Raw genomic sequence first — 15,048 nt, 5'->3', positions numbered from 1 at the left:
CCACGGTCATGGCACGGACGTGTGGCATTTGGTGCAGAGCGCCGCCTGCTCCGGCGAGAAGAGCGACGCGGGCCGGTCATAGTACGCCCTGAGGGCTTCCATCTCGCTGCGGCCCTGGCCGTAGGGCTGGTAGGCCTCCCCTTCCTGGGAATACTTGCCGCTGTAGGTCACGTAGGGCGTCTTGGTGTTCCAGCGGGTGGCGCTGTCCCAGCCGCTGGCGTGGGCCCGGTGGCAGGTGAGGCACATGACGCGCGGGGTGCCGTCCGCGGTGCTGGGCCCCTTGGTGGGGGTGGCCGTCACGATGTTCCGCAGCAGGGCATAGTTGTTGGTCCCCGCCTCGAAGGGGACCAGCGACAGCCAGGAGGTGGCCTCCACGCCGGACAGATCCCCGGTCTTGATGTAGCGGTTGTAGTAATCCACCATGACGCCGCCCAGGGGGGCTTCGGTGCCGGCCGGGTGCACCAGCCCTCCCCCGCTGCCGTCCCGGTGGATGTTCGGGTGACAGTTCCGGCACCACTCGGACATCCCCTGGCCGTAGGCCACGCGGGTCGCGGTGGTGCTCTCGCTCCGGTTGTAGTCGGCCGGGGCCACCGCGGCCGGGGGCCCGTTGATGAAGGAAAAGGCCGGTCCCAGCGATTTGGGGTAATAGCCGTTCCCCCCCAGGAGCCGGTAGGCGCCCACGGCCATGGCGGCATCGGGCTCGGCGCCGGTGGCGTAGCTCCCCGAACCCCGGATCGGCTTGCCCGTGACCGCAATGGAGCCGTCCTGGTCGCGGCGGTAGCGGCCGTGGGGGTCGTGGCAGGCAACGCAGGACAGGCTCGCCGCCGGATAGCTGCCGCCGGGGGCCGTCATCTTCAGGGCATCCTGGAGATAGCCGTAGTCCCCCGCAACCACGTTGTGGCCGTGCCGGTCCCCCTCGCTGTTCGAAAGCGTCGAGCCGAAGGCCGGAATCCAGGTGTAGGACTTCCTGAGCCAGCCGAAATCGCCGCCCGGCCCCAACTGCTTGGGCGGAACGCCGAACGGCATCTCGGACCCCGGCGTGCTCACGTGATAGGAGGTGGGACCCACGTCCCCCGCCTTCTCATGGCAGTTCAGGCAGGTGGAGCTGGAATCGCCCCCCTTCAGGAGATACCGGTTGCCCATGCCCGCCGGCCGGCCGTTGGAGGCCACCGCGAAGCCCCCTTCCGAGTTGTGCATGGTGTGACACCCCTCGCACTCGCCCGCGCCCCCCTCGTGAAAGGCGAGGGAACGGCCCCCCGTGGCCGGCAGCAGTGCCGGCAGCAGGACCAGGAGCGCAAGTATGGCCTTGGGTGTTTTCACGCCGATTCCTTAATGGGCCGTCCCTGGGCCGGGTACGGGTTGCCGTGCTGCCGGCCCGTCATGGTCGCGATGATTTCGCGCATCCTGCGGACGAATACCGCCTGGTCCGGAAGCGGCTTGCCGCGCGCCTCCGCCCCGGTCAATTCCTCGTTGTAGGCAACCCGGACAGCCTCCATCACCTCGGCGGCCAGCCTTTTGGCCGAACCGTCCCGTTCCCTGCCGTTAATATCCGCCTGGCCGATGATCACCCGCTCGTCGCTGTCCACGAAATCAACCACCGTCAGCTCACGGCTGACGCGGCTCATGACCGCGGCAACGTTTACGACGACCCGGCGACCAGATTCATCAAGCAAGGCCAGTGCCAGTTGATCGAGCGGCTGCGGACTGCTCGCCATTTCCTCCAGGTATTCGTTGCGCAGGAACCGCCACGGGGCGAACGAGGCATAGTTCCGTTCCAGCGCCGAGACCAGGAGACCGAACCGGGGCGAATCGTACCGCCCCCCCAGGAAGATGGCCCGGGCCTCCAGGGCCAGGGACGCGGCACGGTCGAGCGTCATCCAGCGGTTCTCCCGGGCGAGCCGGTCCGCCGGGGACACGGTTTCGTCCAGGTAGGCGAGAACGCTCTCCCGGTGCCGGGCAAGGGCGTTCACGTTGACCTCGGGCAGCGAAGCCTTGCCGGTGGAGCGGGGGACCGAGAATTCGAGATAGAGGTTGTCGTCCGTGTTAATTCTACCGGTGCGGCTGAACCTGTCGGCACCCGCCGTGCCCATGACGAAGAAACTCAGCAGATCGGTGGCGCTCCCCATCTGCACCCGCTCCAGATCGGCGGCCACCGCCGGCGCGGCGATCCGGGCGGCCAGCTCGTCCTCGCTCAGGAGGATGGGGGCGTTGCTGCCGATGAGCATGGCATCGCCCTGGGTCATCCAGACCAGGACGTGGCGGTAGGCCTGCCGGAAGGTCCGGACCACCGACCTGAGATCGTCGGCGGAAAGGTCGTAAAGGGGGAGCCACTGGCACATGATGCCGCCGGCCCGCAGGTGCTCGGCGGCCAGCTCGAAATACTCCCGGGTGTAGTTGTAGCCGGCGCCGCTCAGCCACGGGTGGATGGGATCGGCGGTGATCACGTCGTAGCGCTCGCCCGTGGTCGCCAGGTAGTTGCGGCCGTCGCTGAACGCCACCCTCAGCCGGCGGTCGTCCAGCACGCCGTGATTGTAGGCGGCAAAGGAGCGCGTCACCCCCAGCACCTTCGGCTCCACCTCGGCCAGCGTCATTTCGGACACGCTCGGATGGACCGATACGGCGCCGAGGATGATGCCGCTGCCCGCGCCGATCACCAGCACCTTGCGCGGGTTGCGGTGCAGGAGCATGGGCAGGTGGCCCAGGGCGTACTGGTTCTGGAGGCTCTCGCTGTGGTCGGAGGACTCGATCCGGCCGTTGCGCAGGAACGCCTGGTAGCCCCCCCGGATCCTGATGGAGCTGACGATGGACTGGATCCCCTCGGCGTAATAGAGGACATCGGTGTGCCGCTTGGCCTCGGCGATCAGGTCCGGGGTCCTGAACACCTCCGGCTGGTTGGTGCGGTAGATGGCAAAGTACTTGGCGTCCCAGACCCGGGGCATGGTGCTTGCGGCGGCCATGCCGCCGAGCACGGCCAGCACGGTGCCTGCCGTGACCAGCCCGCGTGCGGTGCCGCGCAGCAGGCTCGCCAGGATCAGCAGGCCGAAACCGGCGTTCATCGCGGCCAGCAGGTAGAGGGAACGCTCGATGCCGAAGATCTGGAGCAGCACGAAACCGCTCGCCACGGTGCCGAGAATGGCGCCGATCGTGTTGCAGGTCAGCACCTCGCCCACGGCATGCCCCACCTTGCGCCGGCGGCAGGCATCAAGGGTCCCGGCCAGGGGAAAGGCAACCCCCATGAAAAAGGCCGGGATGAACAGGTAGGAAAAGACCAGAGCGAAACTGGCGAACTGCCGCGCGCGGAACAGGTCGGTGCCGTGCGCCGTGAAAAAGTCCTGGAGAAAGAGCCCCCTGGTGGGAAGATCGCGGATGAGGACCGTCACCACCAGCGCACTGACGCCGATCGCGATCTGCACCATGCCGAACCCGCCGATCAGCCTCGACACGGGGCAGCCCCCCGCCTCGGGCGGCCGGAGACGGCGGGCCCACAGGCCGTAGGCCCCGCTGCCCGCGGCAATGCCGGTCAGGAAGGCCGCCAGCATCAGGGTGAAGCCATACACGTTCGTGCCGATCACGATCCCCAGGATCCGGGTCCAGAGCACCTCGTACCCCAGGGCGCAGAAGCCGCTGACCCCGATCCCCCAGACCACGAGCCCGATGCGGGCTCTCTCCCCGGCCTGCGTAACGGCGGGCAGGGGCGCCGGGGCCTCCTCCCCGCCGGGTGCCAGGTGCCGGGCCGCCGGCCCCTGGAGCGCGAAACAGGCGATGCCCAGCAGCACGTTCACGGTGATTGCCCCGGCCATGGTGTCCGATACCCCGAACCGTCCCAGCAGATAGAATCCGGCCCCGAAGCAGCCGGCCACCGCGCCGAAGGTGTTCAGGGCGTAGAGGTACGCCACTCCCCGCCCCACCGCGCGCCGGCCCCGGACCATGAACGCGGCCAGCACCGGCAGCGTCCCCCCCAGCAGGGTCGTGGGGACGATGAGCGCGATGGCGGCGAGCACGACCCGCAGGGCGAGCGTGGTCACGCGGGAAAGCTGGTGCGAATGCTCGGTCAGAGACTCGAAGGAGTAGGCGGGCATCAGGGAGTAGAGGTTCAGCAGGGCGATGAAGAGCAGGGCGAAAAAGGCGATGCCGATCTCAAGGGCCCCGTAGAGCCGCAGCAGGTTCCGGGTGGTGCGGACGCGCCGGCCGAAGAGCCAGCTCCCCAGGGCGAGCCCTCCCATGACCACGGCCAGCACCGTGGTTACCGCCAGGTGCGAGCCGCCGAAGACGAGGCTGAGCTTTCTGACCCAGATGACCTCATAGACCAGGGCGGTGGCTCCCGAGAGGAAGAAGATCAGATAGATGAGAGCGGTAATGAGGATCGGCATGGTACGCTCAAAACCCTCGCCCCGGCAGAGGCCGGAAACCGAGGGATGTTTCACCGGTTGTCGGGAAAAAAGCGGCCACGACCGGCCGGAGGCCGGCCGCGACCAGGACTACATCACATATGAATCAGTCTTTGGCATGACACTTGTTGCACAGGACCCGCTGGAACGGGGCGAAATTGGTGGGAGGTCTTCCATAATACGCCTGCTGCGTTTCGGCAACGGTCCGTCCCTGGGCCTGGGCCGCGTTGGTGACCGGGTCGGGCCATACCGGGTTGCCTGCCGCATCGGCAACGGTCATGAACTCGTTGCCGAGACCGTACCGCATCATGCTGTCGAAGCCGGACGCGTGGGCCCGGTGACAGGAAAGGCACATGACCCGGTCCGTGGAGATGGGGCCGGCAGTGGACGTGGTCTGGGTCTTGAGCGCGTTCAGGTCGTGGGTGTTGTCGCTCTGGAACGGAACCAGCGAGCTGAACGACGCGGCCACGGAGCCCGACAGGTCGCCCGACTTCTTGTACGAGTTGTAGATCTGGGTCACGTAGGGGCCCAGGTTCTGGTCGGCCGGGTGGACCAGGGTGCCGAAGGTGGTGTGCATCTGGCCGTGGCAGTTGGCGCACCAGAGGGACATGCTCCGGCCGTAGGCGACCCGCGTGTCGCTGGTGGCTTCCGAACGGTTGTAGCTGTTGGGGGCCACGGCATAGGGTGCCGCGAACGCGAAGGCATCGCCGCTGGAGAGGGACTTGGGCTTGTACCCGGCCCCGCCCAGGAGACGATAGACGCCAACGGCAGTGGTTGCGTCCGGAACGGCGCCGTAGGAGCCGGAGCTCTTGATCGGCTTGCCGGTCTTGGCCTGGACACCCAGGGAGGTGATCCGGTAGGTGCCGTGGGGGTCATGGCAACTGATGCAACTGAACTGGTTGGCCGGATAGGGGGTGTTCATGCTCCCCGGCGCCGCGGTGATGGTGCTGTCGGCCACGTAATTGTAATCGGCGGCCACGATGTTGTGCCCCTTGCGCTCGCCGTGGCTCCACTCCGTGGCGGCGCCGGCGCGCGGCACCCAACTGTAGGTCTTCTTGAGCCAGCCGAAATCGCCGCCCGGAGTGAGCTGGAGCGGCGGGGAACCGGCGGGCATGTCGGATTCTGCGGTACTGATGTGGTAGCTGCTGGGCCCCGTGTCACCGGCATGCTGGTGACAGTTGAGGCACGACGAGCTCTGGTCCGTTCCCTGGAGCAGATAGGGGCCGGTGGTGAACTGGGCCGTGGCGGCGTTCATCTGCTGGCCGCCCAGGGAGTTGTGCATGGTGTGGCACCCCTCGCACTCTGCCACGCCACCTGAGTGGAAAGCCCATCCCGTGCCGGTTGCGCCGAGAACCAGAAGCGCTGCTGCGGTGACGGGAAGAGTCTTGAAGCGTTTCATACAATACCTCCTGGCGATCTCTGTCGGACTCCGGTTGGCGGTAAGGAGGTGCCGGGGCCCCCTTTCAGGCGGACCCCGGCGGAATCACACAACAACAGATGGTGACAAGATTAGTCCTTGGCGTGGCACTTGTTGCAGAGCGCGCGCTGGTAAGGAGCAAACTTGTCGGCAGTGCGGCCATAGTAGGCAGCAGTCATCTCGTTGACCGTCCGGCCCTGGAGGGACGAAGAAGCGCTCGGGTCGCCCGTGCCGTACACCGAGTTGCCGGAGGCATCGGCGATGGTGGTGAACTCGTAGGCCAGGTTGAAGCGGGTCATGCTGTCGAAGCCCGAAGCGTGAGCGCGGTGGCAGGAGAGGCAGTTCACGTTGCTGGTGGCGTCGGCGCCGGTCAGCACGCTGTCGTTGATCTGAGCGTGGGCCTTGAGCACGGTGTAGTCAGCAGTGCCTTCCTCGAACGGAGCGAGGGACAGGTACGCGGAAGCCTGGGTACCGGTCAGGTCGCCGGACTTCTTGTAGGAGTTGTACAGACCGGCGATGGTGGCGCCGAACTTGGCCCCGTTGCCGGCCGGGTGGCGCAGGTTGGTCGGGTAGCTGCTATTGTGGATGTCGGTGTGGCAGTTGGCGCACCACTCGGACATGCCCTGGCCGTAGGCAACGCGGGTCTGGTTGGTAGCTTCCGTCCGGTTGTAGGTGGACGGAGCAACAGCAGCCGGAACCTGGTTGGCAAAGGCATAGGAGCCGCTCAGGGACTTGGGCTGGTAGCCGGTGCCGCCCAGGATGCGGTATGCGCCAACGGCGCCCCAGGCAGTGGGGTCGGCGCTGTTGTTGTAGGAACCGCTGTTCTTAATGGGGAGGCCGGTGGTGGCAATGCTGCCGTCAACAAAACGACGGTACTTGCCGTGGGGATCGTGGCAGCTCGAGCAGTGGAGCTGGTTGGCCGGATAGGTGCCGCCCGGGGCCGTGGTCAGGGTGGCGTCGGCAACATAGTTGTAGTCGCCGGCCACGACGTTGTGACCCTTGCGCTCGCCTTCGCTCGTGTTGAGGCCACGAACGTTCCAGGTGTAGGTCTTCTTGAGCCAGCCAAAGTCGCCGCCCGGGGTCATCTGGAGCGGAGCGGTACCGGCAGGCATATCGCTCTCAGCGGTGGAGATGTGGTAGCTGGAAGGACCCGTGTCACCGGCGTGCTGGTGGCAGTTCAGACAGGACGAGCTCTGGGTGGCGCCCTGGAGCAGCATGGGGCCGGTGGTGAACTGGGCAGTGGCGCCGTTCATCACTTGGCCGCCCAGCGAGTTGTGCATGGTGTGGCACCCTTCGCACTCGGCAACGCCGCCGGAGTGGAACGCGAACGCCGCGGGGGCGCTCATGAGAAGAGCTGCTGCTGCCACGGAAAGACTTACTTTCATCCCCTTTTTCATCATTTCCTCCATTTGGTTGGTTTCTCCGGCAACCCGGCCGTCCCGCTCCTGCGGCACCCGTCGGCTTTGTGTCCCCACCTTGCGATGGGTTTACTCTTTTCGGAGGAAATTTGGTTTCGCCTTTCGGCTCGTGTGTGTTGTGCCTGCAATGCAATACAAAATGGTCTTCAGTGCATCCCCAGCGTTGTGTGGTCCCTCCACCTCCCTTCCAAGGCGGGATGCCGGCCTGAGTTACGACTCCCGTTCAGTCGCGTGTCACCTTGAATACACTTACTCCGCGCTTGCCGAGCTGACCCACGTACAGCTTCCCCTCGGCATCGATTGCCAGGTCGTCGGGGCCCACCAGACTGCCGGGGGCATCGCCGCGACCGCCGAACTCGTAGATGAACTTGAACTGCCGGTCAAACACCAGGATCGCGCACCTGAGCTTGTCGGAGATGTAGTAGTTGCCCAGGCCGTCCGCCGTAATCCCCGTGGGGACACCGAACTTGCCCGGCGCGCTGCCCCGCTTGCCAAAGGAGTCCACTTTGCCGTCCGCCGCGACCCTGAACACCTTGCCGGTGACCGGCGAGGTGAAGAGCACGCTGCCGTCCGAATCAAAAGCCACTGCGCCGATGCCCGTGTTGAGGCGGTCTTCCTCGGTTACGCCCGCTGCTTCGGCCAGGTCCATGTGCTTGACGTAGTTCCCTTCCGGATCGAGCATCACGACCATCATGGAACCCAGGCTCACCAGGCAGATCGTGCCGTCCTTCAGGATGAGCCGGTTCGGCTTGAACGCGGCCAGCTTCTCGGGCAGTCCCTTGAACTCGATGGGCTTGATGGGTTCCGCCCGGTAGTTGCAGAGGGTCAGGCCGGGCGTGCCGTTGTTGTAGGCCAGGACCAGGATCCGCCCCTGCTCGTCGATGGCGGCGTCGTACACGATCCCGGACTCCATGGTGTTGGTGAACCGGTAGACTTCCATGCCGCTGTTGTTGAACACCTTGACCGTTTCGCCCGAGATCACATAGGTCTCGCGGGCCGTTGCGTCCAGGGCGATCTTGGCCAGGCTGTACGGAATCGTGCCCGTGAAGTCCGACAGGTTGTACAGATACGTAACCTTGAATTCACCCGTGCTCGCATTGGTGGGTCCACCCATGAGAACGGCGGCGAGAATGACCAGAAGTGCCACGTGCCGGTTGCCGGTCCGTTTCATTTGGGTTTCAATATGTTTGCATAGATGATTAATCAAGTTTTGCCTCTAGCGACTGCCAGCAAAATGTGTTTGTTTTCTAGTGAGTTAGCACAGCGCATGCCTAAGCGGTTTTTAATTATGGTAACAAAATCGTATCTAGCGATAATTGTTCGTTTTTTAAAAAAATTAAGATATTTTTTTTAAATCAGCCGGGCACATCGCGGTCATTTGGCGAAAACGCACTGCGATTTCACCGTAACGCCGGTGCCGGATCGGTTCATGCCGCACAACCCCTTGTTCTGACTGGATTCCGACGGGTCCGCCCCGGTGGCCGGAGGTATCCGTGAAGTCACCGGCAGGGATGGGCCAGGCGTAAAACCGGGCCGGGACACTTACGCATGCAGGGAAGAGAACGCGGGATCGGCCCGCGGCCAGGGATCGGCCCGCAGCCAGGGATCGGGGACCGCCGCAGGGGCGGGCGGCGGGGAAACGGAGTGCGGACGGTGCTTCGGGGGGAGAAGGGTAATCCTGAAAACGGCAATGGGAATAACACAGAGCAGCAGAGCAGCAGATAAATCACTACGTTAACCCGATATCTCGCCTACCCCGCCGGGGTGTTGCCGAATGAATGTAAAATAATGTCCCGCTCAGCTTCGATCTTCCGCCAGAGCACGTTACCCTTTGAAAATGGGGAGTTAGGGGGATTTGCCTTTGAGCTTTCGCGACGAAATCCCCCCTGCCCCCCGTTCTCAACGGGGGGGTGACATCCAAGCGGAAGATCAGCGCTAATCAGGAAGAATCTTCTTCTCAGATGCTACTGCCGTTGCTCCGTTGCCCTGTGTTTCAAGTGCGTTTTCAGGATAAGGGGGGGTTCGTTAGGGAATGTTACACGTTTCAGAGGTGTTTCCGGGGGATGTGATGACAGGGTGCAGGGAGTGCCGCATCTATATATCAGAATATGAATGTTTGGATTTTAATATGTTAGTGCATTCCTGATCATAAATTAAATTTCGCTTATCGCTATTTCACTTATGGCTTTCGACCGACCGGCCGCTGGAAAAGTGTATCATGTAACACAGGTGTTAAGAAACATATGTGTTACATGATACACCCTAAACAGCTACTCGTCGTGAACAATATTTAATTCATTGAGTTTACGGTACAACGTGATGCGGCTGATGCCGAGCAGACGCGCGGCCTTTGCCTTGTTGCCCCCGGACTTTTCCAGGGCTTTCCGGATCGCCTGCAGGGTGGTCTCCCGCTCGGTGGCCGGTTCGTGGCCGTGGATCTCATGGTGTTCCATGAAGTCCGAAGGCAGGTGTTCCTGGGTGACCAGGCCGGAGGTGCAGACGATGCACGCGTGTTCGAGCACGTGCTCCAGTTCGCGGACATTGCCCGGCCAGGGATAGGACATGAACACCTTCATGACCTCGTCGGACACCGCGCTGACGTCCTTTTTGAACTTGCCGCGGAACTTGGCCAGGAAGTGTTCCACAAGCAGGGGGATATCCTCGCGCCGTTCCCGCAGCGGCGGGATGTGAATCCGGACGACCTTCAGGCGGTAGAAGAGGTCTTCCCGGAACTGGCCGAGCCGCACCTTTTCCGCCAGATCGACGTTGGTGGCGGCGATGACCCGCACATCCACCTTGAGGGGGGTGGAGTCCCCCACCCGCTCGAATTCCCTCTCCTGCAGGACCCGCAGCAACCGCACCTGCATCCCCGGCGAGATGTCGCCGATCTCGTCCAGGAAGATCGTGCCGCCGTCCGCCTTCTGGAAACGGCCCATCTTGTCCTTGATGGCGCCGGTGAAGGCCCCTTTCACGTGGCCGAACAGCTCGCTCTCCAGCAGCGGTTCCGCCAGGGCGGAACAGTTGACCTTGACAAAGGGCTTGGTGCTCCGGCCCCCCTTGTAGTGCAGGGCCGCCGCCACGAGTTCCTTGCCGGTGCCGCTCTCGCCGGTGACCAGCACGGTGGTGGGGACATCGGCCAGGGACTCGACAAAGGCGTAAATCTCCTTCATGCGGGGGCTGCTCCCCACCAGGTTGTGGAACGTCTCCCGCCCCTCGAAGCTCTTTTCCAGGTCATCCAGGCGCGTTTCGTCGCGCACCACCATGACGGCCCCGGAAAAGGTGCCGGTCCGGTCCACCAGGGGGGAGGTCTTGAGGCTCACCACGCGCTTTTCGCTCCCCCCGACCACGCATTCGGTCCGCTGAGTCTCCACCGGCCGCTTGGTCTTGAGGGTTTCCGTGAGCGCATGGAGGAACGCGCCGTTCCCCTCCCCCGGCACGTAGCGCCTGCCGATGGATTCGGCGGCGAGGCTGAAAAAGTATTTCCCGGCCTCGTTGTAGGCCACCACGTTCATGTCCAGGTCCACGGTGAGGATGGCATCGTCCACGCTCTGGAAAATGGCCTCCAGGTTGGTCCGGTACTTCTCCCGCTCCTCCATGAGATCCTTGTGGTCAAGGGCCATGCGGGCCACCCGCAACAGGGCGTCGCGCTTGACCGGCTTGGGGAGATAGTCGAAGGCCCCGAGCCGGACGGCGTCGGACGCCGTCTCCACGTTGGGATAGCCGGTGATCATCACCACGGGGGTGGCTGGCTGGCGCTCCTTGACCTCGCGCAGGACATCGATGCCGTTATCGTTGCCCAGGATGATGTCGGTGAAGACAAGGTCATAGTCGGCGGATTCGACCTTGCCGATCGCCTCCGCGAAATCGGCCGCCGTATCGACGGCATAGCCCTCGGCCGCGAGAAAGTGCTCGAACGTGAACCGCAGCGTGTCCTCATCCTCTACTATCAGAACCCTTCTGGCCATACTCGTCCTCCCAGGTCATTACGGCAGATCAATCATTACACGGGTGAACTCTCCCTCGACGCTTTCAACCTTCAGTCGCCCTCCATGGTCCGAGATCAGGCCGTGGCTGATGCTCAGCCCCAGGCCCGTGCCTTCAGCGGCCGGCTTGGTCGTGAAAAAGGGGTCGATGACCCTGCCGATCACGTCGCGCGGGATGCCGATGCCGTTGTCCCTGAATTCGATCCGCACAAAGACGCCGTCATCGCCGATGATTTTTTCCCCTTTGATATCGAGACGTTTGCCCCCGCCTCCGCTCGCGGGGAATTTTTTGTCCAGGGCATAGCGCGCATTGCTGATGAGGTTGAGGAACACCTGCTCGATCTGGTGCGGGTGAACCAGCAGCGCCGGCAGGTCCGGCGGCAGGTTCACGTGGAGCTGAACCCCGTCCCGCTTCAACTGGACCTTGGTCAGTTCAAGGGTATCGCTGAGGATGTCGGGCACATAGGCGGGGACCCGCTCCCTCCCCTCGTAGCGGGCAAAGGAGAGCAGGCTCCGGACGATCACGGCCACCCGTTCCCCCTCCTTGATGATCCGGTTCGCCACCCCCCGTTCCGGCTCGCTGAGGCACGGCTCCGCCGCCAGGATCTGGGCGCAGTTGATGATCCCGTTGATGGGGTTGTTGATTTCGTGGGCCACGCCGGCCGCCACCTCGCCCAGGGATGCCAGGTGCCAGGTCTGCATGGCGTCCTTCTGGATCGTCTCCTTCTCGATCTCCTTGATCCGCAGCCGCTCCAGCAGGCCATTGATCGCCTCCGCGGTTTCGCGGATCTCGTCGTTGGAGTCGACCAGCACCATGGGCAGATCGCCGTTGGACGCTCCCAACTGCCTGATCTGGCGGGTGAGGGAGAGCAGCGGGGAGATGAGGTGGCTCATGGTCATCCACATGAGCAGGGCCGCAAAGACGCCACCGCAGCCCATGATCCACCAGGAGAGCCGAACCAGGCGCTGCACGGGCGCGTAGGCCTCCTCCACCGGATAGGAGGCCGCCAGGACCCAGTCGATGCTGCCCAGCTTCTTCATGGTGGAGAGGGTCCGGCTGCCGTCCCGCAGTTCGAGCTCGCCCTGGACATTGGCGCCGGTTCTCGCCCGGGCGATGCGCTGGCTCATATGCTCGGCCTGTTTGTCCGCGGGGCTGAAGATCCGCTCCCGGACCGGATGCATGATGACCACCCCCTCGTGGTCATAGAGGCTGAAGTACCCCAGAGACCCGATCCGGGAGGTGGAGAGATCGCCCAGGAGGTTCTCCTTGTAGAGATCCGTGCTGCCGGCCAGGATGGCGATCAGCCTGCCCCCGGCGCCGAACACCGGCGCAGTGAACATCACCACGGGATGGTGCAGGGTCCGGGGGACATAGGGGGCGGAAATGACCGGCTTGCCAGTGGAGATGGTGGCCTGGAAATACTCCCGGAACGAATAGTCGCGGCCGATGCGGCTCGGCTTCCAGGCGGTCTCGGCGATCAGGTGCCCCTTGGGGTCCAGCAGGAAGGTGCCGCTGTCGAAATACATCCTGAGGAACGACCGTTCGTAGAGGAAGCGCTCCGCGGCCCGCGGATCGCGGATGACCGGCTCGGGAATGCTCAGGGCCACGGATACCAGCATCCTCTGGGCGGAGGATATCTTGAAATCCAGTTCCGACGCGGTCCGGCTCACCAGGATGATCTGCTGATTCTGAATCGACTCCTGCAACCGGTCCTTGAAATAACCGATGACGAAATAGGAGGTGGCCGGTGCAACGCCGAAAAAGACCAGCAGCACGATCGTGACGATTTTCGTTTTCAGGCTGATTTTGCGCATGGACAAAGCGGGACTCGAAATAACATTACATTTAAATACAATATATGCAAATTATAACAATACAGTTATGTGTGCCACACCCCAATGATGATAATTCACTAACAATCAGTTGCGCCGTGCAGACCCCCGTGGGTGACAAACAATATCCATGCCAGCCAACAACAAATTAACCCCGGCTAACGGCGGAAACCGTCGTTCCGGGCCACCGCTGAAATGGCACTCAACTTGAAAGCCGTGGGCAACTGCCCAGCTCCGCACACACGAGGTCACACCACCATGGACACTTCCCGCTCCCCTGCCGCGGGCGCTCACCCCCTGCTTCCACCCCTCATCCTGGCGGCGGTTGCCCTGGGGGTCTATCTCATTACCCTGGCCAACGGTTTCGTCTGGGACGACGGCTACATCATCGTGGAAAACCCGGCCACCCGCAGTTTCACCAGCCTGCGCGACATCCTCCTGTCGCCCGATATCGTGAAACCCTACTACCGGCCCCTCAACCGGGCCTCCTACCTGCTTGACTTCCAGTTGTTCGGCATGAATCCGGCGGGATTCCACGCAGTTAACATGGTGCTCCATGCGCTGAACGTCCTGCTCGTCTACCTGCTGGGGAGGCGCCTGTTCAGCGCCGGGCCGGCCGCGCTGGTGGCCGCCCTGCTCTTTGCGGTGCACCCCATCAACGTGGAGACGGTTACTTTTATCTCGGCGCGCAACAACCTGTTCGCCCTCTTCTTCGCCCTGTCCTGCTTCCTGGCGTTCCTGCGGGGGCGGGACACCGGCGGCTGGCCGTGGCACCTGGCCGGCGCGCTGCTGCTGTTCCTGGGACTCATGTGCAAGGAAACGGCTCTGATGGTGATCGTTCCCGTCTTCCTCTACGCGATCCGGCCATTTCACGGTACCGGCGACAGGGAAAGCGACCTTTTCCGGCCGGGGCTGTCGCTGCTCCCCTATATTGCCGCCATTGCCATCTACCTTCTGATGCGGTCTGCGGCCCTGGAAGGGGTGCTCGGCACCGGCATGGCAGCGGCGGAGCTTCCCCAGCGCCTGGTCCGCAATCTCTATGTCATTCCGCGCTACCTGGCCCTGTTCCTTTTCCCGGCCGGGCTCACCATCTTTCATGCGGTGCCGCCGGACTGGGCGTCGGCCCCCTGGCTCGTGCCGGCATGGCTCGCCATCGCGGCCGGCCTGTGGCTGCTCCTGCGCCGGGGCGGCCCGGCCGCCCGCTTCGGACTGCTCTGGCTGGGGGTCAACTTCCTGCCGGTCGCCAACATCGTCCCCATCCCCAGCTACCCCATGGCCGAGCGGTTCATGTATCTGCCCGCCGCCGGGTTCTGCCTGGTTGCGGGGGCCGTGCTGGGGGGGCCGCTGTTCGACCGGTGGGGGGCCCGGGCGGCCGCTGTTCGACCGGTGGGGGGCCCGGGCGGGCTGGGGTGTGGTGGGAAGCATCACGGTTCTCCTGGCCCTGGCGACCCTCGAGCGGAACCGCGACTGGCGCGACGACGTCAGCCTGTTCGCCAGCGTGGTCAAGACCGACCCCCGTTCTGCCGAGGGGTATTTCAATCTGGGCTCGGCCCTGATCGAACGGGGGGACACGGCAGGCGCCCGCGCGGCATGGGAGCGCGCCGTCGGGATCGACCCGCGCCACTCCGGCGCCCTGGCCCAGTTGGGGACCTGGCGGCGCGGCAGGGGGACCTGGCCGGCGCCACGGCCCGCTACCTGGCCGCGGTCGAGGCCAATCCCGCCAATGTCATGGCCCGCTACAACCTGGGCCGGATCTATGAAATCCAGGGAAAGCCGACCCGGGCCGCGGAACAGTACGAGCTCTTCCTGCGTTACGTGCCGGTGGAGTACGGCGAGTACGTGCCCGAGGTGCAAGCGCGGCTCGCGAAGCTCCGCGCCACGGCCCCCGCCGGGGCTACGGCGGGGGCTGCCCCTGCCCCCTGACCGGAACGCCGCATTCCCCGACACCCCAACCTTCCGTCTCCGGCCGTTGCCGGCGCGGAAGCGGCACGACCGGCCATTTCGCTGCC

At 64.2% G+C, this 15,048-nt stretch carries 6 protein-coding genes, 2 pseudogenes and 1 other annotated feature; of the genes and pseudogenes, 1 reads left to right on the top strand and 7 read right to left on the bottom strand.

Translation table 11 applies throughout. The annotated features are described in order from the left end of the window. Positions 1-6: 6 nt before the first annotated feature. The 7 genes and pseudogenes from A2G06_05090 to A2G06_05060 form a co-directional block, all read right to left on the bottom strand. Entirely contained in the window at positions 7-1,320 is a 1,314-nt protein-coding gene (locus tag A2G06_05090; protein ID ANA39823.1) for a cytochrome C, read from the bottom strand. Further along, the gene (locus A2G06_05085; GenBank protein ID ANA41598.1) at positions 1,317-4,370 is read right to left on the bottom strand and encodes a spermidine synthase; all 3,054 of its coding nucleotides are present in this window, start codon (positions 4,368-4,370) and stop codon (positions 1,317-1,319) included. Before A2G06_05085 ends, A2G06_05090 begins: the two co-directional genes overlap by 4 nt. 124 nt (positions 4,371-4,494) lie before the next feature. Continuing rightward, positions 4,495-5,787 (bottom strand): cytochrome C, encoded by a 1,293-nt coding sequence (locus A2G06_05080; GenBank protein ANA39822.1) that lies wholly within the window; start codon positions 5,785-5,787, stop codon positions 4,495-4,497. Positions 5,788-5,897: 110 nt separating this feature from the next. Continuing rightward, complete coding sequence (locus A2G06_05075) at positions 5,898-7,202, bottom strand: cytochrome C (GenBank protein ANA41597.1); 1,305 nt, start codon at positions 7,200-7,202, stop codon at positions 5,898-5,900. A 24-nt stretch (positions 7,203-7,226) separates the two neighbouring features. Further along, positions 7,227-7,307, bottom strand: a binding site (cyclic di-GMP riboswitch class I). Positions 7,308-7,446: 139 nt separating this feature from the next. Beyond that, positions 7,447-8,394 (bottom strand): hypothetical protein, encoded by a 948-nt coding sequence (locus tag A2G06_05070; protein ID ANA39821.1) that lies wholly within the window; start codon positions 8,392-8,394, stop codon positions 7,447-7,449. Between the two features lie 1,099 nt (positions 8,395-9,493). Beyond that, on the bottom strand, positions 9,494-11,188 hold the full coding sequence (locus tag A2G06_05065; protein ID ANA39820.1) for a sigma-54-dependent Fis family transcriptional regulator: 1,695 nt from the start codon (positions 11,186-11,188) through the stop codon (positions 9,494-9,496). Continuing rightward, a pseudogene (locus A2G06_05060) lies at positions 11,157-13,021 on the bottom strand (histidine kinase). Before A2G06_05060 ends, A2G06_05065 begins: the two are co-directional and overlap by 32 nt. Before the next feature lie 276 nt (positions 13,022-13,297). Here A2G06_05060 and A2G06_05055 point away from each other — a divergent pair. Then, positions 13,298-14,962 (top strand): annotated as a pseudogene (locus A2G06_05055) (hypothetical protein). The last annotated feature ends 86 nt before the right edge of the window (positions 14,963-15,048 follow it).

Source organism: Geobacter anodireducens (assembly GCA_001628815.1).
GTDB classification, from domain to species: Bacteria; Desulfobacterota; Desulfuromonadia; order Geobacterales; family Geobacteraceae; genus Geobacter; species Geobacter anodireducens.
Note: the sequence above shows the minus strand (reverse complement) of the source record. Positions and strands in the feature narration are given on the sequence as shown.

Excerpts from the sequence above, each read along its gene's own strand:
- A2G06_05085 (ANA41598.1), bottom strand. The coding sequence starts at position 4,370 with ATGCCGATCCTCATTACCGCTCTCATCTATCTGATCTTCTTCCTCTCG.
- A2G06_05075 (ANA41597.1), bottom strand. The coding sequence starts at position 7,202 with ATGAAAAAGGGGATGAAAGTAAGTCTTTCCGTGGCAGCAGCAGCTCTT.
- A2G06_05065 (ANA39820.1), bottom strand. The coding sequence starts at position 11,188 with ATGGCCAGAAGGGTTCTGATAGTAGAGGATGAGGACACGCTGCGGTTC.
- A2G06_05070 (ANA39821.1), bottom strand. The coding sequence starts at position 8,394 with ATGAAACGGACCGGCAACCGGCACGTGGCACTTCTGGTCATTCTCGCC.
- A2G06_05080 (ANA39822.1), bottom strand. The coding sequence starts at position 5,787 with ATGAAACGCTTCAAGACTCTTCCCGTCACCGCAGCAGCGCTTCTGGTT.